The sequence below is a fragment of the Lacicoccus alkaliphilus DSM 16010 genome, from assembly GCF_900142805.1.
GTDB lineage: Bacteria > Bacillota > Bacilli > Staphylococcales > Salinicoccaceae > Lacicoccus > Lacicoccus alkaliphilus.
This window is the reverse complement of the sequence record NZ_FRCF01000012.1, coordinates 14,561-33,969: the sequence shown is the minus strand read 5'-3', so window position 1 is coordinate 33,969 and position 19,409 is coordinate 14,561. Positions and strand designations below refer to the sequence as shown.

Annotated in this window: 24 protein-coding genes; 7 read left to right on the top strand and 17 right to left on the bottom strand. The window is 50.8% G+C overall.

Features of this window, described 5'->3' with window-relative positions; genetic code table 11:
• The first annotated feature begins 3 nt into the window (after window positions 1-3).
• Window positions 4-381: a YolD-like family protein gene (locus BUA12_RS11000; protein ID WP_072710667.1), complete on the top strand. Its 378-nt coding sequence runs from the start codon at window positions 4-6 to the stop codon at window positions 379-381.
• Here the strand turns inward: BUA12_RS11000 and BUA12_RS10995 are convergent, their stop codons facing one another.
• Window positions 382-1,257: a bifunctional 5,10-methylenetetrahydrofolate dehydrogenase/5,10-methenyltetrahydrofolate cyclohydrolase gene (locus BUA12_RS10995; RefSeq protein ID WP_072710666.1), complete on the bottom strand. Its 876-nt coding sequence runs from the start codon at window positions 1,255-1,257 to the stop codon at window positions 382-384.
• 163 nt (window positions 1,258-1,420) lie between these two features.
• Window positions 1,421-1,570, bottom strand: a complete 150-nt coding sequence (gene rpmG / locus BUA12_RS10990; protein ID WP_072710665.1) for a 50S ribosomal protein L33 — start codon at window positions 1,568-1,570, stop codon at window positions 1,421-1,423.
• A 253-nt stretch (window positions 1,571-1,823) separates the two neighbouring features.
• On the opposite strand from rpmG, the gene BUA12_RS10985 reads away from it, so the two are divergent.
• Window positions 1,824-3,002 carry a metal ABC transporter solute-binding protein, Zn/Mn family gene (locus BUA12_RS10985; protein WP_072710664.1) on the top strand — a complete coding sequence of 393 codons (1,179 nt, stop codon included), beginning with the start codon at window positions 1,824-1,826 and terminating at the stop codon, window positions 3,000-3,002.
• A 379-nt stretch (window positions 3,003-3,381) separates the two neighbouring features.
• Here BUA12_RS10985 and BUA12_RS10980 read toward each other — a convergent pair whose 3' ends face one another.
• Window positions 3,382-3,567, bottom strand: a complete 186-nt coding sequence (locus BUA12_RS10980) for a hypothetical protein (RefSeq protein WP_072710663.1) — start codon at window positions 3,565-3,567, stop codon at window positions 3,382-3,384.
• Between the two features lie 158 nt (window positions 3,568-3,725).
• On the bottom strand, window positions 3,726-4,124 hold the full coding sequence (locus tag BUA12_RS10975) for a secondary thiamine-phosphate synthase enzyme YjbQ (protein WP_072710662.1): 399 nt from the start codon (window positions 4,122-4,124) through the stop codon (window positions 3,726-3,728).
• 72 nt (window positions 4,125-4,196) lie between these two features.
• Between BUA12_RS10975 and BUA12_RS10970 the strand changes: the two genes are divergently transcribed.
• Window positions 4,197-4,610 (top strand): DUF2188 domain-containing protein, encoded by a 414-nt coding sequence (locus BUA12_RS10970; protein ID WP_072710661.1) that lies wholly within the window; start codon window positions 4,197-4,199, stop codon window positions 4,608-4,610.
• Between the two features lie 33 nt (window positions 4,611-4,643).
• Here BUA12_RS10970 and BUA12_RS10965 read toward each other — a convergent pair whose 3' ends face one another.
• The 5 genes from BUA12_RS10965 to nagE form a co-directional block, all read right to left on the bottom strand.
• Entirely contained in the window at window positions 4,644-4,862 is a 219-nt protein-coding gene (locus BUA12_RS10965) for a heavy-metal-associated domain-containing protein (protein WP_072710660.1), read from the bottom strand.
• A gap of 133 nt (window positions 4,863-4,995) precedes the next feature.
• Complete coding sequence (locus BUA12_RS10960) at window positions 4,996-6,060, bottom strand: NAD/NADP octopine/nopaline dehydrogenase family protein (RefSeq protein ID WP_072710659.1); 1,065 nt, start codon at window positions 6,058-6,060, stop codon at window positions 4,996-4,998.
• A complete protein-coding gene (locus BUA12_RS10955) occupies window positions 6,057-6,473 on the bottom strand; it encodes a (deoxy)nucleoside triphosphate pyrophosphohydrolase (RefSeq protein WP_072710658.1) in 417 nt (138 codons plus the stop codon). Before BUA12_RS10955 ends, BUA12_RS10960 begins: the two co-directional genes overlap by 4 nt.
• Window positions 6,474-6,513: 40 nt before the next feature.
• Window positions 6,514-7,620 (bottom strand): iron-containing alcohol dehydrogenase, encoded by a 1,107-nt coding sequence (locus tag BUA12_RS10950; RefSeq protein WP_072710657.1) that lies wholly within the window; start codon window positions 7,618-7,620, stop codon window positions 6,514-6,516.
• An 85-nt stretch (window positions 7,621-7,705) separates the two neighbouring features.
• Window positions 7,706-9,175, bottom strand: a complete 1,470-nt coding sequence (nagE, locus tag BUA12_RS10945; RefSeq protein ID WP_072710656.1) for an N-acetylglucosamine-specific PTS transporter subunit IIBC — start codon at window positions 9,173-9,175, stop codon at window positions 7,706-7,708.
• Between the two features lie 126 nt (window positions 9,176-9,301).
• Between nagE and nagA the strand changes: the two genes are divergently transcribed.
• The gene (gene nagA, locus BUA12_RS10940; RefSeq protein ID WP_072710655.1) at window positions 9,302-10,459 is read left to right on the top strand and encodes an N-acetylglucosamine-6-phosphate deacetylase; all 1,158 of its coding nucleotides are present in this window, start codon (window positions 9,302-9,304) and stop codon (window positions 10,457-10,459) included.
• A 79-nt stretch (window positions 10,460-10,538) separates the two neighbouring features.
• Here nagA and BUA12_RS10935 read toward each other — a convergent pair whose 3' ends face one another.
• Entirely contained in the window at window positions 10,539-10,856 is a 318-nt protein-coding gene (locus BUA12_RS10935) for a hypothetical protein (RefSeq protein WP_072710654.1), read from the bottom strand.
• A gap of 29 nt (window positions 10,857-10,885) precedes the next feature.
• Window positions 10,886-11,191: a thiamine-binding protein gene (locus BUA12_RS10930; RefSeq protein ID WP_072710653.1), complete on the bottom strand. Its 306-nt coding sequence runs from the start codon at window positions 11,189-11,191 to the stop codon at window positions 10,886-10,888.
• 96 nt (window positions 11,192-11,287) lie between these two features.
• Between BUA12_RS10930 and BUA12_RS10925 the strand changes: the two genes are divergently transcribed.
• Complete coding sequence (locus tag BUA12_RS10925) at window positions 11,288-11,485, top strand: hypothetical protein (protein ID WP_072710652.1); 198 nt, start codon at window positions 11,288-11,290, stop codon at window positions 11,483-11,485.
• Between the two features lie 41 nt (window positions 11,486-11,526).
• Here the strand turns inward: BUA12_RS10925 and BUA12_RS10920 are convergent, their stop codons facing one another.
• The 6 genes from BUA12_RS10920 to BUA12_RS10895 form a co-directional block, all read right to left on the bottom strand.
• Window positions 11,527-12,396, bottom strand: a complete 870-nt coding sequence (locus BUA12_RS10920; protein WP_072710651.1) for a DNA-3-methyladenine glycosylase family protein — start codon at window positions 12,394-12,396, stop codon at window positions 11,527-11,529.
• Entirely contained in the window at window positions 12,396-13,265 is an 870-nt protein-coding gene (locus BUA12_RS10915; RefSeq protein ID WP_072710707.1) for a M23 family metallopeptidase, read from the bottom strand. The genes BUA12_RS10920 and BUA12_RS10915 overlap by 1 nt, the downstream gene beginning before the upstream one ends.
• 63 nt (window positions 13,266-13,328) lie before the next feature.
• Window positions 13,329-14,249: an ABC transporter substrate-binding protein gene (locus tag BUA12_RS10910; RefSeq protein ID WP_072710650.1), complete on the bottom strand. Its 921-nt coding sequence runs from the start codon at window positions 14,247-14,249 to the stop codon at window positions 13,329-13,331.
• A gap of 75 nt (window positions 14,250-14,324) precedes the next feature.
• Window positions 14,325-14,729, bottom strand: a complete 405-nt coding sequence (locus BUA12_RS10905; RefSeq protein ID WP_072710649.1) for a PH domain-containing protein — start codon at window positions 14,727-14,729, stop codon at window positions 14,325-14,327.
• A gap of 29 nt (window positions 14,730-14,758) precedes the next feature.
• Complete coding sequence (locus tag BUA12_RS10900) at window positions 14,759-15,313, bottom strand: VanZ family protein (protein ID WP_072710648.1); 555 nt, start codon at window positions 15,311-15,313, stop codon at window positions 14,759-14,761.
• On the bottom strand, window positions 15,310-17,082 hold the full coding sequence (locus BUA12_RS10895; RefSeq protein WP_072710647.1) for an ABC transporter ATP-binding protein: 1,773 nt from the start codon (window positions 17,080-17,082) through the stop codon (window positions 15,310-15,312). Before BUA12_RS10895 ends, BUA12_RS10900 begins: the two co-directional genes overlap by 4 nt.
• Before the next feature lie 79 nt (window positions 17,083-17,161).
• On the opposite strand from BUA12_RS10895, the gene BUA12_RS10890 reads away from it, so the two are divergent.
• Together BUA12_RS10890 and BUA12_RS10885 are read left to right on the top strand one after the other, a co-directional pair.
• Window positions 17,162-18,061, top strand: a complete 900-nt coding sequence (locus BUA12_RS10890; RefSeq protein ID WP_072710646.1) for an ABC transporter ATP-binding protein — start codon at window positions 17,162-17,164, stop codon at window positions 18,059-18,061.
• Window positions 18,054-19,265 carry an ABC transporter permease gene (locus BUA12_RS10885; protein ID WP_072710645.1) on the top strand — a complete coding sequence of 404 codons (1,212 nt, stop codon included), beginning with the start codon at window positions 18,054-18,056 and terminating at the stop codon, window positions 19,263-19,265. Before BUA12_RS10890 ends, BUA12_RS10885 begins: the two co-directional genes overlap by 8 nt.
• Window positions 19,266-19,409 lie beyond the last annotated feature (144 nt).

Here is a 19,409-nt window from a genome sequence, read left to right as displayed (position 1 = left end):
GTGATGGATTATCGTGAGATGCCGAGAGAATCATTGAATTCAAATATCCCGCAGGGCCGCGGCATGATTAAATGGGCACCATTCGCCACGATGCCGGAGCAGTTTGAAAATGTGCGGAAAATGCAGGAGAGCCAGGTGAAGATCAGCCGTCCGGAATTATCGGATGACCGTCTGGAGGAAATCGACCGCACATTAAAAAACGCACTTGCCTTAAAAAGGCAGGTGCGTATCGAGTATTATTATGACGGCTGCAGATTCTCCGTCGACATGAAGGTCATCTCCGTTGATGTCTGGAGCATGATGGTCATCGGACAAAAGAATGATGATGAAGAGATGGCCTTCATTTCATTCATCGATATTTTGAATATCTTTATGATCTGATCAGTGGTTTTCCAGGAATAGTACAGGTTCTTTCTGGTAATCTGTCGCAAGCATCAGGTGATAAGCGAGCACGGTCGTCGTGATTGCCCCGATGCCGCCCGGAACCGGTGTGATATAAGAAGTTTTGTCTTTCACAGCTTCATAATTCACGTCTCCGACAAGTTTACCTTCCTCATTGAAATTGATGCCCACATCTACGACGACTGCACCTTCTTTTACGTGCGGTTCGTCGATCAGGTTCACGGCGCCCGCCGCACTGATGATGACATCTGCATCTTTACATTTTGCCACCAGGTCGTCCGTATACAGGTTGCATGTCGTCACGGTCGCTTCCTGGTTCATGAGCAGAAGGGACAGCGGCTTGCCCACTACGGCACTTGCACCGACCACCGTCACATTTTTACCCTTCAGGTCAATGTCATAAAATTTGAGCATTTCCATGACGGCAGCAGGGGTGCAGGGCTCAAGGCGATTCTTTTCCTTGACGATGAGTTTCCCCATGTTATCGGGTGTCATGCCATCTATATCTTTGATCGGGTTCATGATTTCAACCACCCGTTTCATATCAATGTGTTTCGGGATCGGCTGGAGCAGCAGAATGCCATTGATGGAATAATCCTCATTGATTTCCCTGAAACGGCTTAAGAAAGCTCTTGCCGAAACGTCTTCAGGAAAAGAGAATCGTTCTGTTTCGATGCCCAATTTTTCGAAGCGTTTGACAGCCGCATTTTCATAAGAAATTGAATCCGACAAATCACCCACTCTGACAAGGGCGACTTTAGGTGTGATGCCGAGGCTGTGCGACTTCTCGACGACCTCTTTGATTTCTTCGGATAAATGAGCGGCCACTTTCTTACCATCCATTATTGTAGTCATTTTTTGTACTCCTTTTTCAATCTTAATTTTAAGTTGATTATATCATATACAGACACCATTAAAATCAAAAACGATACAGCCGGGACAAAATACGGCTCACCCGGCTTTATTCACAAAAAAAGTGTAAAGTCCAAATATTTAGACTTTACACTTTTTAAGATTATTATTTCGTTTCACGGTGTAACGTGTATTTGTTTAATCTTGGGCAATATTTGTTCATTTCAATACGCTCAGGATTATTTCTTTTGTTTTTAGTTGTAATGTAGTTGCGGTCACCGCATTCTGTACAAGCTAAAGTTACATTTACTCTCATCAATATTCCCTCCTAAATAATATTCTTGAACATGAGGTCTGTTTACTAATCAACTGGCCAGTTGATCATCCGGCGTGCTGGATGACTCGTATATATTCAAGACCTTCATTTATAGTTACCAACCTATTCTACACGTTTTCGCGTAATTTTTCAACCGCTATTAATAATGAATTTTTTAAATAAGTGTTGATTAATCGTAACCATTACGATATAATTTTAAAACGTAATGATTCTTATTTAAAGGAGCCCTTTCATGAAAGGAATAATAAAAACACTGATACCCGTCATGCTGCTCACACTCGCCGCCTGCGGCAATGAAAGCAGCAGCGCAGCAGAAGACGGACCGCTTGAAGTCTACACCACCGTCTTCCCGCTTAAAAGCTTTACAGAACAGATCGGCGGGGACACCGTGAATGTCCAGACGATCTATCCGAAGGGTGTGGATATCCACACTTACGAGCCGACGCAGAAAGATATGGTCGGTTTTGCCGAAGGCGACCTCTTCGTTTATACGACGGATGAATTCGATCCGGTCGCAAACACCATCAAAAATGCAGTCGACAGCCACACCGAATTTTTACCGGCTGCTGCAAGCATCTCGGATGATCAGTTACTTGAACATGACCACGATCACGGCCATGAAGAGCACGAAGAACACGGCCATGAAGCGCACGAAGAACACGGCCACGAAGCGCATGAAGAACACGGCCACGAAGAGCATGAAGAAAACGGCCATGAAGAGCATGAAGAACACGGCCATGAAGCGCATGAAGAACACGGCCATGAAGCGCATGAAGAACACGGCCATGAAGAGCATGAAGAACACGGCCATGAAGAGCATGAAGAACACGGCCATGAAGCGCACGAAGAACACGGCCACGAAGAGCATGAAGAACACGGCCATGATCACGGCTCCACCGATCCGCACGTATGGCTCGATCCCGTGTTTGCACAGTCCATGGCAGAAGAAATTAAAGATAAACTGGTCGACTTGAACCCGGAGCAAGCGTCGCTCTATGAAGAGAACTATGAATCGCTGATTACCGATCTGGATGAGATCGATGAAGATTTAAAAACGGTCACTGAAGATACAACGCGCGACATTGTCTATATTTCACATGAATCCATCGGTTACCTGGCTGACAGATACGGTTTTGAACAGGCGGCCATCAATGGCCTGAACAATGAAGAGCCCAGCCAGCAGGATCTCACGGCAATCGTTGATGATATCGAGGAAAATGATGTAGATTATATCCTGTATGAACAGAACGTCACTTCCCGTGTCACGGATACGATTCAGAGCTCCACCGGCACGGAGACACTGGAATTCCACAACCTGGAAGTGCTGACTGATGAAGATGCAGACGATGCGACGTACCAGTCGCTCATGCGTGATAACATTTCTGTGCTCGATAGAGTTTTAAATGAGTAAAGAGGCCCTGAGGCCTCTTTTTTTTTGGGTGTTGGTTGCAGGTCGATGCACTTTTGATTACGGAGTCGGGCGGAAGTACACCCACCTCCGTTTCTGTCCGGATCCCATTCCTATATCCAGACGGCGACACCCACGTCCCCCATTCTGTCCGGATTCCATTCCTATATCCAGACAGCGACACCCACGTCCCCCATTCTGTCCGGATTCCATTCCTATATCCAGACAGCGACACCCACGTCCCCGGTTCTGTCCGGATTCCATTCCTATATCCAGACGGACACACCCATGCCCCCGGTTCTATCCGGACCCTGCCCCCTCTCCTCCGGTCCCGTCCCATACAAAAAAGCCGGGATGCAAGTCCCGGCCCCATCTACATTAATTATTGCTGGTTCATCTTCAATCCTTCCAGACCTTCGCGCTTCAGCTGCTCCGTGAATTCTTTGAGTTCATCCACATCTTTCTTCAACAGGAATACGACGACAGCAACCACTATCGCTGTGGCTGCAAGGCCGACGATGAACAGTTTGAACAGGAACCCAAGCAGTCCTTTGATCAGACCAAACACCTTTAAAACCTCCCGATTGTAAATATTGTAAAACTCAGGAAATACTTATGGACAAATGTCAGAAATGCAGCTAGAATATAGACAGTTTGAATTGCATAAGTAATATTTCCTGATATTCACCCGCACTTTTTCCTAAAAGGTGCGGGCTTTTTTATACTCTACCCCTCAAGCACTTTAAAATAAACCTTTCGTGTCCTCGGTCCGTCAAACTCCGCAAAATAAAGGCTCTGCCATGTGCCGTAGATGATTTCGCCCCCGTGGACGATCAGCGTCTCACTCGCTCCTGTCAGCGAAGATTTCATATGGGAATCGGAGTTGCCTTCCGCATGCCGGTATTCTTTTTTATTTTCGAACGTCTCCCCCATACCGTAGACGAGATCCCTTGTCACATCCGGGTCCGCATTTTCATTGATGGTGACACCGGAGGTGGTGTGGGGTGTGAATGCGGTAATGATCCCATCGGTCATGCCGCTTCTTTGCAAGACTTCCTTGGCCAGATGGTCGATATTGATGAATTCATTCCGTTCGGTTGTCTCAACCTCAAAAGTGAAAATCATATCGCTCTCCCCCATTAAAAAATTTTGATTCGGGTATAATGATACTAGAATCTTGAAAAGGAGTGTACTATCTTGGCTTACACAATGAATGACTATCCGGATTCCCTGAAGAACCTCGACCGTCTTGAACGGAGAAAAGCGATCGACATCATCAATGCGATGCTTGAAGAAGGATATGATGAAGGCCGGGCGATTCCGATCGGCACGGAACAAGCCCAGGAATGGTACAAGGATGCTTCCGAAGAAGATCTTAAAAAACTTGAGAATAAAGATCTCAAGGACCATGATGACGACAACAGCCGCGGACCGGACCTGATCGACAATGACGTTGAGGTATACTTTGAAGATGACGAATGGAAAGTGAAGACGGTGGGCGCAAAACAGGCGAGTGACACATACGATAAAAAGGATGAAGCGGAAAAACGTGCGAAGGAAATTGCCGATAAGCGCAGTACGAAAGTGAAAATCCATAATAAAAACGATTGAAAAAGCAGCTCTCCTGAGCTGCTTTTTTCATTATCACGCTGAAGTTTTAATGGACTTGACCGGATAACCGAGCTTTTCGATGGTGTGCTTCAGCTCTTCACCTTTGACCGTCCCGTCATGTTCTACGGTCACTTTATTCAGGTTGAACTTCACATCCACACTGCTGACGCCAGCCGTTTTACCGATGCTGTTTTCAATCTTTTTGATGCAGCTCGGGCATGTCAGGTCATCTGTCTTCAAATTTGTCCTCATGGAATAACGCCTCCTCTGTATCTGATCTTAACTTCATTATAGAGGCTTTTCCGCTTATAAAAATTGACCCAGGTCAAGTTTTGAGGGTGTTTTCGGAAATGAAAAAGCCGGCCCCCGGCCGGCATCTTCCACACTATACTTGTGAGTTCAAGTCCCGTCCGGCATCAAGGCCGAGCCGTTCCAGTGTCAGCGGGTTTTGGAAATATCCCTCATCCAGCATCAACCGCGTCAGATGGATGATCGAGTCGATGGTCGGCGTCTTCACCTTCACCGCTTCGGCGATGCTCTTCCACAGCATCAGGCCGTTCGTCACATCTTCGACGATGTAACGGTTCTCAAGTGATGTCGGACCGACCAGGTCTTTCAGTATCGGGCTTGTATTGTACTGGCCCTGCAGGGATTCCCCCGGCTTGAAATACTTACTGCGCACGGAGCGTTCGGATTTGTCCACCGCTTCAAGTCCGAGTGCCCTGCATATGCCCTGCCGCTCGGAATCGATTGCCTCGATCACTTTTATCGTATGCTCTGTCACCCCGTCCTTATACAGGTAGAACTCATCACCATGATTATCGATGAACCCCGTATTTAAGATGGCCGGTGCCGGATGGCTTTCCGGATTACCGTTGTTCAGGGCCGGTTCCATCACGTTTTTCGCCGGCACGAAACAATCATACATCCGGTTCAGTTTTTCAAGCATGATGCCGGTATGTGCCGCCGGATATGCACTGAACAGATTGTGATGACTGTAAAGGATGACCTCCGCCTCGTTTGCCGTGTAGTCATACCTCGCCGCATATGTGAGCGACATGGATTCGCCGACATAAACTTCAAGCTCCGGTCTGGTCTCCTTCAGATAATTATGGATCAAAATGCTGAACATCGAACTTGCACCGTTGATATAGATCATCTGTCCGTCTTTCAGATGCGGACTGATCTCTTTGAAGATATCGAGCAGTGCGTTGGTCGGCAGGCAGGTCATGATGACTTCCGCCTCGGCCACAGCCAGTTTCGGATCCTGTGTATACTGCTGAAAGTGGACCAGTCTGCCCTTGAAGCCCACGTTCCCTTCTATGATATTCGGGTGTGGATCCTTCAAAGCATTCTTTGAATGGTATAAAGTCACTTCATGTCCCTTTTCAGTCAAATCCGCCGCTGCTACAATTCCACCGTTACCTGCCCCTATTATCGAGACTTTCATCTGCTTGATAGCTCCCTTTTGTTTTGGATTAATTCTATTGCCGGTATATCCGCCGGTGCCCAGTCAAGGTCACCGATGTTCTCCCGGCTCATCCATTTCATATCGACATGTTCCAAAAGTTTGATTTCCCCTGCAAGCACTTCCGCATAATAAGTGGTGAGTTCCACGATGCCGAAATCATATTCGTATACCGTCGTCGTGATTTTATCGGACACTTCAATCCGGCATTCCATTTCCTCATGAAGTTCGCGCGTCAGTGCCTCTGTTTCAGTTTCGCCTTGTTCCACCTTGCCACCGGGAAATTCCCATTTCAGTGCCAGATTCTTATCCGAAGGTCGCTGGGCGCATAATATTTCATCATCGGAATTCACGATGACCGCCCCGACGACCCTGATGTATTTTTTTCCTGCCATAGTTCAGTCCCTTTTCCATTTTGCAGTCATTATACCAGATTCACTTTTCACTTAAAAACTTAAGCACTTCCGCCTGATCTGGTTGTGCAATATTGTTCTTCATATCACGGTATTCGAATCCCCGCTCGACGATCGCCTTCATCTCCCCACGGTCGATGCCAAGATCGTCGATTGTCATGGCAAGTCCTGTCGCGAGCTTCAGTTCATCAAGACCGCGCTTCAAATCACGGGCATCCTCAAACCCGATCATCCTCGCGTGGTCATCGAGCTTCAGGTTCGCCCCCGCGTTGACGATATACCACTCACCCGCCGTCAGTGCGCAGGCCTCCCCGTGCGGTACATCGTAATGGGAAGTCAGATGATAACTCATCGCATGCGAGCCCGCAGTGCCGGTCTGTGAAACGGCAACGCCCGCCATCAGGCTTGCGCCCGACATGTTTTCCCGCACCCCGGTGTTCATCGGCTCATGATATGCACGTTCAAGGTTTTCAAATGCAAGTTTCGCAGCCGACACGGCAAGTGCATCCGATATCGTATTATGGCCGGCAGATCCCAGGCAGTCCAGTGCATGACAGATCACATCGATGCCGGAAACCGCTGTGACCGCGGCCGGCAGTGTCAGGGTCAGCTCCGGGTCCACCACCGCAGCCTCCGGATACAGCCCTTCCCCTATGAGCGGCACTTTCAGCCTGTGCGCTTCATCACTGATGACACTCGTCGGCGTCACTTCGGATCCCGAACCGCTCGTCGTCGGTATCGCAATCACCGGCAGGCTTTCGGAAAAATCCGTATGCTCCAGCAGATGATTGATATCGATGCTCTGCAAATAAACGGCCCCGGCCGCCTTCGCTGCATCCATCACCGAGCCGCCGCCGATCGCAATGAGGCAGTCCGCCTCATGTTCCTCCATCACGGTGACGATCCGGCGGACGTCCTCGAGCGTCGGATTCGGCGTGATGCCGGTCACCACGTCTTTGACGTCATCCCCAAACTGCGAAGCCACCAGACGGTCCAATCCGTTATCGATCTGGGAATTCGACATGACGATGATGAAAGACGAAAAATTATAAGGTTCGAGTACATGATACAGTTCCGAAAATATCCCCGGTCCAAAATGGATCTTGACGGGATGATGATATGAAAACATGCCGGATCCCCCCTGCGCTTTACATACATACTACCATCTTTACCCGTTCGGCAATAAAGAAAGCACCCCGGAAGAGGTGCCCCGTTTACATCAGTTTCTTCATTTCTTCCGCAACATGTTCGACTTCGGTGCCGACGACGACCTGGACATTGTTTTTGCCGGGTCTTGCGATGCCGTGCACGCCCGCAGCTTTTATCTGCCCCTCATCCACTTTCGATTCATCGTGGACATTGACGCGGAGGCGTGTCGTACAGTAATCGACCGTATCGATGTTCCCCTTGCCGCCGAGGCCGATCATGATCTGATCCGCCTTCCGTGTATACTTGTCGTCCGCACCGGATTTTTGGACCGCTTCTTCATCCGGGTCTGCAGTTTCACCATCAGTGCTCAGGACCGCATCGTCCCGGCCCGGCGTCTTCAAATCAAGTGCAGGGATGAGTGCCCTGAAGATGACATAGTAAAGGATGAAGAAGAAGACGCCCTGCACAAGCAGCATCCACGGCTGGTTCGCAACCGGATTGTTCAGGCTGAGCACCATATCGACGAGGCCCGCGCTGAAACCGAAGCCTGCCGTCCACTCGAATGAGGCCGCAATGAACATCGAGAGTCCCGTGAGCAGTGCATGGACCACATACAGGAGCGGTGCCAGGAACATGAATGAGAATTCCATAGGCTCCGTGACCCCCGTCAGGAAAGCGGTGAGCGAAGCCGTGATCAGGAGCGACCCTGCCGCCTTCTTATACTTCGATTTAGCGGTATGATACATCGCAAGTGCCGCACCGGGCAGTCCGAACATCATGATCGGGAAGAACCCTGCCTGATAACGGCCGGTGATCCCCTGTTCACCCGAGCCGGAAAGGAAATTCGGGATGTCGTTGATGCCGACTGTGTCCCACCAGAAGATCGAATTCAGGGCGTGGTGCAGACCCGTCGGAATCAGCAGCCGGTTGGCAAACCCGTAAATCCCCGCACCGACCGCCCCCATGTTCAGTATCCATCCACCGAATGTCACGAGCGCCCCGTAAAGGAACGGCCATAGGAAAAATAAAACCAGACTGACGACAATCATGACGAATGATGCGATGATCGGCACCGCACGGCGGCCGCTGAAGAAAGCCAGGTACTCCGGCAGCTTCACGTCACTGAACCTGTTGTAAAGTGCTGCGGCGATCAGACCCGTCACAATGCCGATCAAAACGTTGTTCTCGATGACCCCGAACGCCGCATTCACTTCATCCGGCGATGTACCCGTATACATTGCGACCGCATCGGCACTGAGCAGAGTGATCACTACAAGGAATGATACCAGGCCCGAAAGAGCTGCCGCTCCGCTCTTGTCCCTCGACATGCCGAATGCGAGACCCACAGCGAATATCAGCGCCAGATGATCCAGAATCCCGTTCCCTGCATTAATCAGCACCGCCGCAGCAAGGTTATTCTCCCCCCAGCCGTCCGGATCGATGGCATACCCGATACCGAGCAGGATTGCCGCTGCCGGCAGCACCGCCACCGGTAGCATGAACGCACGCCCCATGTTTTGAATATAACGAAACATATTTCTCCCCCTCATGAAAAAATGATAAAATATGTACAACGTGTGTCTTACACAAATGTACCACACATAAAATAATGTGGAAATAGTCAGTTTTTTTGTTAAATTACATTTAAGGGGGCATCCGTCATGTCTTTGTTGATCACGAATATCGCACTCGTCACCCATGAATCAGTGCTTGAAAACCACTGGCTGCTGATCGAGGGGGGAATTATTTCATCCGCCGGGCCGATGCCTGAAACCCCTTCTGCGGCCCGGACGATCGACGGCAGGGGACGGCACCTCATGCCCGGGGCCGTGGAAATTCATATTCACGGCGCGGCCGGTGTGGATGCCATGGATGCGGATGAAAATTATATCACTGCCATCAGCCGGCACCTGCCCCGGACGGGCACGACCGCATTCCTGGCGACGACCATGACGACTGCACTTTCGGACATCCAGGCCGCGCTCGAAAACCTTTCCGCCCATCGATATGCCGGCGGCGCCGAAATGCTTGGCATCCATCTGGAGGGACCTTTCATTTCCGGGAAGCACCCTGGTGCACAGGACCCTGGGTGCATACTGCCGCCGGATGCAGACACACTCCGCAAACTGCAGGCGTGGTCCGGAAACCGGATCCGCATCATGACATACGCGCCCGAGGAGGATGCGGGATATGAAATGCCTTCGGTGATGAAGGCGCTCGGCATCCTCCCCTCCGCCGGCCATACGGATGCGGCATACCGGCAGCTCGAAGATGCGCGCCGTCACGGCCTCCAGCACATCACGCACCTCTACAACGGGATGCGCGGGCTCCATCACCGGGAGCCGGGGGTCGTCGGCTACAGCTTCCTCGGCGATGCTTATGTGGAGCTCATTGCCGACGGCATCCACTCGGCCCCCGAAATGGTCAAGCTCGCCTATGACAACATCACTTCCGGCAGGATGATCATGATCACCGATGCCATGCGGGCGCAGGGGCTCGGCGACGGCGTATATGATCTCGGCGGCCAGGAGGTGTTCGTCGAGGGCGGCGCGGCGCGTCTTGCAGACGGCACGCTTGCCGGCAGCGTGCTCACGATGAAACAGGCGGTTAAAAACATGTTTGAGTTCACAGGCTGCGGCTGGACCGACATCGTGAGGATGACTTCATATAATGCGTTGCAATCGCTCGGCTTGACGGGCGAACGCGGACTGATCCGTGCAGGGCATCCTGCGGACCTCGTGATGTATGATGAGGATAAAGAGCTGGTAATGACAATTGTGCGCGGTGAAGTTTATTATGGAAATCATCCGGATTCGTAACCTTTGAGGCGGTTGCGGATTGATGTTGCGGTTCCACAGCTTCCACCCCAGCCCGCCTGCAGGCAAAATAAAAAACACCCTAGCCGGGTGTTTTAATATTATAATCATATTGTTTGAAGCGGACGGTCAACGGTATGATCACCAATATATAGATGAGTATGAGGGCACCCGTCAGCATGACCGAAGTCGTCACCGGCAGGTGCATGAGCGGGATGCCGGCAAAGACGAGCGCCGCCAGGGCGATGATCGCCATATAATCGAAGATGATCGATGCGGTGGACGGCTCGATGTATGCACGGCAGGCCGGGCACTTCGTCCGCGTCCTCGGCTTCAGTGCATACCCCAGCACTTTTTGTCTATAGGTCCACGCATGCCCGCATATCGGACATTTCGCCATAGTTCCACCCCGCCCCTGATGCTTCCTGCTTACTCTTCTTCGTCGAACTCATAGTAATCTTTCAGGATCTCTTTGATGGAGATTTTTTCAGACGACTGGACAAGTTTGATATTGTTGATCACCCTGTCTGCACCGTCTTCCCCCAGATGGCTGTTCAATTTTTTCACAAGGTTCAACAGTTCATCGATGCTGCCCTCGACCGTCGTTTCCATCGGGCCGACAAAATGCGTGAGACCGCTGTTTTCAATGATATCGATGGCACTGTCCACGTTTGAAAATACTTCATTCTTATCGGGATAATGCGGGAGTAACTGAATGCTCATAATATAATTCATGTTAATTCCTCCTATTTAGTAATGGTTCCCTTTAAATTTATGATAACATTATTAAAAATGGATGACTATCAATCACATCAATAATCTGGAGGTCTTATGGACACTGCTGCATATAAATGGCTCAACTTTCTGCTCACTTTCATCGCCGCCATCGCAATCTACTATTTCCTGCACGACAGCATCCCCGAACAATTCCGCATCCCGCTGATGTTCGGCCTCGTACTCATCGTCGTCGTCAGCCTCATCGTCGCATTCAGACGCGAGACGCCGCGGCGTGATGAAGATCAAAAATAAACCCGTCGGCTGATGGGTTTATTTTTGATCTTCAACGGGTTTTACAGCATTTCCCACATGTAAAGGGTGCCGTACATCCCAAAATCGCCCCATGCGCCGGTGACTTTGTCGATGTATGCCCTGGACGGGGCCGCATCCATGCCGTCGACGTGCCGGAGTGCATTTTTGATCCCGGCATCACCGACGGGCACGGCGTTCCTGCATTTCAAAGTGCGCATCAGCACCGTATTCGCGCTCCACGGACCGATGCCCCTGTAGCCGGTCATATATTTCAACATTCCGTCATATTCATCGAATGTCCGAAGGTGTGATTTTGAAAGTTCTCCGGCATCGACACTGTGCATCACACTGTGTATATATTCCGTTTTCCGCCCCGAAATCTGCATCCCCCGCAACACTTCACCGCGCATTGCGGCTATCTCCGCCGCACTGGGCAGCAGAGGGTATTTTCCGCCTTCATACTCGACATGATGGTCATGATGTTCGATGATACGACGCTTCAGGACGTACGCAAAAGCCATGTTGATCTGCTGGCCGAGTATCGCCCACAGGAAGGCATCGACGATATCGACTTTTCCGACCATCCTGTAGCCGTGACGCTTTTCAACCACCCGTCTTAAACGTGCATCTTTCCGGGCGAACGCATAAAAAGCCTCCAGATTATAATCCAGATCCAGCCATTCGATGCAGTACTCCCGTATCTCTTCGAGGGCCGCCCCTTCGTTCAATAAAACTTCGACGCGCACACCGTTCTTTTCTCCGGCAGTCAGCTTCATCAGCACTTTACGGCCGCCGAACCGCTCAGCCTTATAGACCGCATCATTCTTCACAGTGTAGAGGCAGTCATCCTGCCGCTTCATATACCGTAACGTCTCTTCGAAACTGTAAGGGCCGCGGGCCTTTATCTCCATCACTTTCGCCCCCTCACAGTATCCCCCTGCACAGGTTCGCGTCCGGAGGCGAACTGGATGCGTATGGCGTCCGCTTCATGGGGTTCGATGCCGTCCATCACGTGAAAATGGAGGTGCGGCGTGTCGGAAGCGCCGCTGTTGCCGCACTGCGCAATCATTTCGCCGGCAGACACCTCATCACCCGCTTCGACCAGGATCGAACGGTTCCTGAGATGGGCGAGCAGCGAATACTCTTTGTTCGCATGTTCGATGATGATCGCATTCCCTTCCGGGGCATCCGTATTCATCTCGAACGGTGCGTTATCGGCGATACCCTCCAGCACCCGCACCACTTTACCGGCAGCAGGCGCCGTCACGGGACTGCTGTAGGCGTAATATGCGTTCAGATCATCCGGGTCGCCGGAGTGTGCCATGCCCCCCTCTTTCCTGATGAAGTCATAGGCATAGCGCTGATGTTTATGCGGATAATGGTAGTTCACGAAGTTGTTCGCACCGCCCCACAGCACGAACCATTCACCGGTGAACGGCAGCTGGTAGCGGTTGATGGTGAGCACCCGGTCCGTTTTGAACTTTTCATATATATCGAACTGGACACCGACGATCTCACCGGCATCATTGAAAGCCGTGACGATCATCCGTTCAGTCCCGGCATCCACCCAGCAGAACCGTCTGATGCCGGGTTCCAGCTGCGACTGATGCTTCAGTTGGAACTTTTCGGTGCCGTCCCTGAACTCTTCCGCCGCTTCGGCAAAATCATCCATATTCATTCGGGCTTTGAACAGTGAGGCCGTCTGCCTGTAAATCCTATCGAAGTTCCCGCTTGAAAAATGGTATCCGAACTCTTCAGGGTGAATATTTTCCGTTGTCATATGACCACCGTCCTTAATGCTTTCATCATACATAAAAAAAGCGGATGCGTCACGGCATCCACTTCACTCGAACTTTTCAATGATGATGCGGGCCTGGCCTTCAAGCGAGATCAAATCGTTGGTGATGAAGTCCTCCGATTCGACGACAAGGACATGCGCCCCGGGAATGCCCAGCACCTCCGATAGTTCAGCGGCGAGTGCCTCCCCGTCGGTCCCGGGGCGTTTATTGACCAGTGCATAATCGGTGCCGAGCCCCTCGAGCTCCGCCGGGCGGAACTGCCTGAACGGTTCCTCATGCCTCAGCCCGCGCATGTCTTCGGCAACGTCGAAATTCAAAAGGTCGTACATGATCTCGGTGCCGTATGATGAATATTCATCATAGATGAAGAAGCCTTCCGCCCCTTCGACCAGCACTGCCGCCTCATATTGACCCGGGTCGAAATCGAGTGCACGCCTGTGTTCGGTCATCCGTTCCATCCAGTCGTTCGTGAGTGCCTCCGCCTCTTCCCGTGCGCCGAGGATCACGCCCATCTTGGCAAGCTGCATCAAATATACGCGGTCTCCATATGAATTGAAGAATTCATCACTGTAATTGAGTGAAAGCGTCGGAGCCAGTTCCTGATACTCACTGCGCCCCATATGCTGGCTGCTGATGATGACGAGGTCGGGATCGGCCTCATGCACTGCATCGAAATCTTCTTCCCCGACGAAGGCCACATCATCGAGATGTGCATTGACGAATTCATTATCACGCACGGTCTCCGTCACGGCTGCGATGTCGCCGCCCAAAAGGTGCGCATTGAGCACATCGACCGGCCGCATCAGCACCATGCGTTCAGGGTTTGCCGGGATTTCCACCTCTCCCTCGTTATCCGTCATCAGCATACGGATCTCCCCATCTTCCGATACACTTGTTTCCCTGAAGTTGCTGCAGCCGGTCAATATAAGGACGCCTGTCAGCAGCATTAAAATCTTAATCTTCATAAATGATTGCTCCTAAAAAATATCCCCTCCATTATACAATAAAAAGACCGGTTTTTGACCGGTCTTTTTAAAAATTCATATTCCACGCGCTTTTTCAAAGATGTAGTTGTCATATTTCAATGCGCGCGCCCTGTGCTTGCGGTAGAACTCCAAAAACTTCTTCAAGTTCTTCTCATGCGTCACATTCATCGATACTTCAACTTTCTTCCCGATCCAGAAATGGACGATCCTGCCTGATAAAGGCCGGTTTTCCACTGTGACCAATGAAATGTCCGTATAATCGAGCTGATGATACTGAAGCTCCCCATCAGTACTCTCTATATTGACGAATAACCGGTCCGTCGTCGGTACCAGGGAACCCTGGAAAATATAGCGTCCGTCGCTTTCGAATTCGATGGTCCCGATCAGCTCCGGTCCGATGGCTTCATTTTCTGAAAGTATATGCTCTTTCAAATCGTATAAATGCCTGTTCTTATCCATATGGCAAAACCCCCTTTGTTTGTTTTGCGTTACTTTCCCTTTCCCTTTGTGAGAATATTATAAACAATCTGTGTTTTTAAAGCAAGCATGCCGCACAGCATCCCGATGATGCCGCCTGCGGTGTTCAATATCACATCATCGATGTTCGATATCCTCCCGATCGGCAGCACATATTGAAGCACTTCGATGGTGAAGGAAACGGTGATGGCAAGGGAAATCGTGAACAGGGGCCGCCTTGTCAAAATGTATGTGAAAAAACCGAATGGTATGAACAATATGACATTCAGCACGATTGAATTGAAGATCGCCCGCGGTGTCGCATACTCCAACGTTTCGATGATGCTCAGGAAAGGTATCAGCTGCACCATCCTGTCCGGGTAATCCGTCGGCATCAGCGTGACCAGCAGCATGCCGGCGATATTTACGGTGAACCCTATATATAGGAGCAGGTGGATTTTCCGCTTGAGGCTATTCAGTTCATGACCGGTTGTTTTATTCAACACCAAAAAAACCGTCACGATGCCGATGAATAACAGGAAAAAGACAGGTATGAGGGGTGCGAATGCATGATAGAGTTCAATCACGTCCTCAACCCCTGATCCCGAGTGAACTGCTGGTCCGTAAACGTCTTATACATGGCGTGCATGCGCATCAATTCGGTATGCGTCCCGCTGCCTGTCAGATGTCCGTTTTCAATGAAGAAGATATTGTCTGAATTGATGATCGTGCTGAGGCGGTGCGCAATCACCAGTACCGTGCGCCCTTTCATCAGCTCATCCAGCGCTTCCTGCACGAACCGCTCGGAACGTGAATCGAGGCTCGCTGTCGCTTCATCCAGCATCAGTATTTCAGGGTCTTTCAGGAAAGCCCTTGCGATGCCGATCCGCTGGCGCTGGCCGCCGGAAAGTTTGATGCCCCTCTCCCCGACTTCCGTATCGATGCCGTCTTCAAGCTCCCCGATGAACTCGGAAGCATATGAGCTTTGGACCGCCCTTTCTATATCTTCTTCACTATATTCACCCTCCCGCAGTCCGTAAGTGATGTTCTCACGTATGGTGCCCGAGACGATCGCACTTTCCTGTGCCACATAGCCGATGTTTTTGCGCAGTTCGTACACGGGGATGTTCCTGATGTCCTCGCCGTCGATCAGAATCCGGCCCTCATCGATTTCATAATACCGTTCAATCAGCGAGAATATCGTCGATTTACCGCTGCCGCTCGGCCCGACGAATGCCACTTTCTGATCGGGTTCCGCCCGGAACGATATGTTTTCGAGGACCGGTGCCCCCTCAGTATAACCGAAACTGACATCATCGAATGCGATGCTGTTGAATGTGATCTCTTGCTTTTTGGCCGTACCGGCATCCGGCTCATCCGCCATCTTCAAGATGCCGATGATCCGCTCCGTCGCCCCGAGTGCTTTATTGAGCTCGGTGAAGAACATGGCAAACATGGTCATCGGCATGATGATCTGAAACAGATACAGCAGGAATGCGACCATCGTCCCTATGGTCATCGTGCCGTCGGCGACACGCAGACCGCCGTACGCGATGATCAGGATGATGACGAACATCATGACAGTCGACATGATGGGTGAAAGCAGTGCATTGATGAATGCCTCCTTCATACCGTACCTGTATAAGGTTTGGATGCCCCTGCGGCCGCTCTTCCGCTCATACGCTTCACCGTTGAATGATTTCATCAGACGGATCTCCCCCAGCGTCTCCTGGGAGGTCCCTGTGAAAGTTGCGGTCTCATCCTGCAGCTGCTTCGATATCCTGCCCATACGGCGCCCGAGCGGCAGTATGACGAAAAGTGACAGCGGCACCGATATGAACATGATCAAAGACATCCGCCAGTCCAGTATGAAAAGGATGATGACAGCCCCGACGATGGACAGTGTCCCGGTGATCACCTGGGGGAAATGCGAAGTGATCAAATTTTTGATGATGGCTGTATCGTTGACCAGCCTGCTCACGGATTCACCGCTCTTCGTCGCATCATAATATTTCACGGGCAGTTTCAGGAACTTATCCCACACCATCTCCCGGAGGCGCCGGATGATCGTCTGCCCGACTTTTGCGAGGACATAATACGAGATGCCGTCCAGCACCGCACTCACCAGAAACAGGCCGATGATCGCCGCGGCCAGGCCGGCCGTGAACATTTCGGTGTTGAAGCCGTCGATGAAAGACTGCGTCAGGAGCGGTACGATCAGCGAACCGGCCGTACCGAAGAAGGACAGGATGATGCCTGTGATGAACAGCCCTTTATTCACCCGCGTCCTCTCCAATAAAGACATGAAGTCCCTGAAAGTCGCTGCAGATGTTTTATTTTCCTTTATATTTCCCATGATTGATTCCTCATTTTGTTTTTACTGTTTGACGCGTATTCTAATATGATAAACTAATTTTATCCAAGGGGGAATAAATATGAGCCTCATACTTTCAGATCTGACGAAAAGATTCGGGGACTTTACAGCAGTGGACACCATCAATATTGAAGTGCCGGCCGGCAGCATGTACGGATTTTTAGGCGGCAACGGGGCCGGCAAAACGACGACTTTCCGGATGCTCCTCGGCCTGCTCGCACCGACCGCCGGAGAGATTACATATAAGGGTGAAAAAATCGGCTATGAAATGACGGACAGCATCGGCTATCTGCCGGAAGAACGCGGGCTCCATCCGAAACTCCGGGTCGATGAACAGATCCAGTATCTGGCCAGACTCAAAGGCATGAAGAAGCACGAGATCGATGAAAAGCTGGAGTTCTGGCTGGAAGAATTCGAGGTGCCGGAAAACAAGCACAAGAAGATAGAAAAACTGTCGAAAGGCAACCAGCAGAAGATCCAGCTGATCGCTTCGATCATCCATGAACCGGAACTGATCATCCTCGATGAACCGTTCAGCGGACTCGACCCCGTGAATGTGGAGATTTTGAAGAAAGCCGTGAAGAACCTGAATCATAATGGTGCCACCATATTATTCAGCACACACCGCATGGACCATGTGGAGGAACTGTGCGAAGAGCTGTGCATCTTGAATAAGGGGACCCAGGTCGTCAGCGGGAATATTGATGACATCAAAGCGGACTTCGGCCAGAAAGAACTGATCATCGAGGGGCGGCATGATATTTCATTTTTAAAGGATTTTCCGGGTGTGATTGAGATGAAGACCAACCGTAACAAGAATGTCATCAGGATTTCCGAAGAGAGATATGCTGAAGACATTTATAACGAGATCATCAAACTCGGTTATTTCAAACGGTTCCAGGTGAACGAACCTTCCCTGAATGATATCTTCATTGCGAAAGTGGGTCGTCAATATGAATAAATTCATGACCACTTTCAGGCACACCTACCTCTCCAAAGTCAAAGCGAAATCATTCATCATCACCACCATCATAGTGATGCTGCTGATCATCCTTGCCGGCAACTTCGATAAGATCATGAATCTATTCGACGGTTCGGAAGAAGTCGGCACAATCGAAGTCGAGGCTTCCGAAACATTCACCGCACAGTTTCAGGCAGTGATGTCGGAAATCAGTGACGATATCGACGTGGTGGACAGTGGCGGTGACATCACATTGACGGTTGAAGAGACCGTGCCGCTGTCCGCAACCGTGGAAAGCGACAATGAAGTCAACACCGCACAGCAGACGGAAATTGAAATGGCGTTGGACGCGGTCAATCGTCAGATGGTCATCGAGTCCCTTGATCTGTCGGAGGAGGAAGCAAACTTGATGGCAGCCGGCATCACGATCGATTACGACACCGGCGCTGCAGTGACGGACGCTGACACAGGAGAAATCATTGAAATCGAAGAGCCGAACTATTTGAACGTCGTCATCTTCTATATCACCGTATTCGTCATGTTCTTCATCGTCATCAACTACGCCAGCCAGATCGGCACCGAAATCGCGATGGAGAAATCATCGAGGGTCATTGAAATGATCGTCTCGAGCGTCTCGCCGGTCAACCATCTGTTTGCGAAAATACTCGCCATCATCTGCGTGAGCCTCACCCAGCTGTTTTTCTTCGTCGTGACGATCATTGCGGTGCTCTATCTTGTGGACATCGGTTCATTGATATCCGAATTCGGCCTGGAAGCGAATGATCGCACGGTGCCGATGGTCGTTTACAGCCTGATCTTCTTATTGCTCGGGCTGGTATTGTACCTGTCGGTCTCCGCTCTGCTCGGTTCATTCGTCAGCCGGATGGAAGACTTGCAGCAGGCACTGCTGCCGGTGACGATGATGTCACTCGGCGGAATGTACCTCGGCATGTTCAACCTGTTCGACCCGGGCAACCTGCTTGTCAGGATTACAAGCTACTTCCCGTTCTTCACACCATTTGTGATGCCGCTCAGGGTGCTGGATCCGGCCACCTCCCACCTGACGGTGTGGACTGGCATCCTCGTGATCCTGATCACCATCGCAGTGGCCGTCTACTTCGCCGCCCGGATTTATAAGGGCAGCATCCTGTCGACGGACCAGGGCATCATCAAAAATATAAAGAAATTCAATAAAGGCGAATAATGATGAAAACCCCCGGAGACTCCGGGGGTTTTCATTTTTGAATTGTGAGGTAATCATATGACAATAAAAACCGCCGTGAATGCGCAGCGGGAGATCAAAACTGCTCACTCAGCTCCAAAAACCGCCGTGAATGCGCAGCGGGAG

Coding starts and splice junctions, on each gene's coding strand:
- BUA12_RS11000 (WP_072710667.1), top strand. CDS start 4: ATGGATTATCGTGAGATGCCGAGAGAATCATTGAATTCAAATATCCCG.
- BUA12_RS10995 (WP_072710666.1), bottom strand. CDS start 1,257: ATGACTACAATAATGGATGGTAAGAAAGTGGCCGCTCATTTATCCGAA.
- rpmG (WP_072710665.1), bottom strand. CDS start 1,570: ATGAGAGTAAATGTAACTTTAGCTTGTACAGAATGCGGTGACCGCAAC.
- BUA12_RS10985 (WP_072710664.1), top strand. CDS start 1,824: ATGAAAGGAATAATAAAAACACTGATACCCGTCATGCTGCTCACACTC.
- BUA12_RS10975 (WP_072710662.1), bottom strand. CDS start 4,124: ATGATTTTCACTTTTGAGGTTGAGACAACCGAACGGAATGAATTCATC.
- BUA12_RS10965 (WP_072710660.1), bottom strand. CDS start 4,862: ATGAGGACAAATTTGAAGACAGATGACCTGACATGCCCGAGCTGCATC.
- BUA12_RS10960 (WP_072710659.1), bottom strand. CDS start 6,060: ATGAAAGTCTCGATAATAGGGGCAGGTAACGGTGGAATTGTAGCAGCG.
- BUA12_RS10955 (WP_072710658.1), bottom strand. CDS start 6,473: ATGGCAGGAAAAAAATACATCAGGGTCGTCGGGGCGGTCATCGTGAAT.
- BUA12_RS10950 (WP_072710657.1), bottom strand. CDS start 7,620: ATGTTTTCATATCATCATCCCGTCAAGATCCATTTTGGACCGGGGATA.
- nagE (WP_072710656.1), bottom strand. CDS start 9,175: ATGTTTCGTTATATTCAAAACATGGGGCGTGCGTTCATGCTACCGGTG.
- nagA (WP_072710655.1), top strand. CDS start 9,302: ATGTCTTTGTTGATCACGAATATCGCACTCGTCACCCATGAATCAGTG.
- BUA12_RS10935 (WP_072710654.1), bottom strand. CDS start 10,856: ATGGCGAAATGTCCGATATGCGGGCATGCGTGGACCTATAGACAAAAA.
- BUA12_RS10930 (WP_072710653.1), bottom strand. CDS start 11,191: ATGAATTATATTATGAGCATTCAGTTACTCCCGCATTATCCCGATAAG.
- BUA12_RS10925 (WP_072710652.1), top strand. CDS start 11,288: ATGGACACTGCTGCATATAAATGGCTCAACTTTCTGCTCACTTTCATC.
- BUA12_RS10920 (WP_072710651.1), bottom strand. CDS start 12,396: ATGGAGATAAAGGCCCGCGGCCCTTACAGTTTCGAAGAGACGTTACGG.
- BUA12_RS10915 (WP_072710707.1), bottom strand. CDS start 13,265: ATGACAACGGAAAATATTCACCCTGAAGAGTTCGGATACCATTTTTCA.
- BUA12_RS10910 (WP_072710650.1), bottom strand. CDS start 14,249: ATGAAGATTAAGATTTTAATGCTGCTGACAGGCGTCCTTATATTGACC.
- BUA12_RS10905 (WP_072710649.1), bottom strand. CDS start 14,729: ATGGATAAGAACAGGCATTTATACGATTTGAAAGAGCATATACTTTCA.
- BUA12_RS10895 (WP_072710647.1), bottom strand. CDS start 17,082: ATGGGAAATATAAAGGAAAATAAAACATCTGCAGCGACTTTCAGGGAC.
- BUA12_RS10890 (WP_072710646.1), top strand. CDS start 17,162: ATGAGCCTCATACTTTCAGATCTGACGAAAAGATTCGGGGACTTTACA.
- BUA12_RS10885 (WP_072710645.1), top strand. CDS start 18,054: ATGAATAAATTCATGACCACTTTCAGGCACACCTACCTCTCCAAAGTC.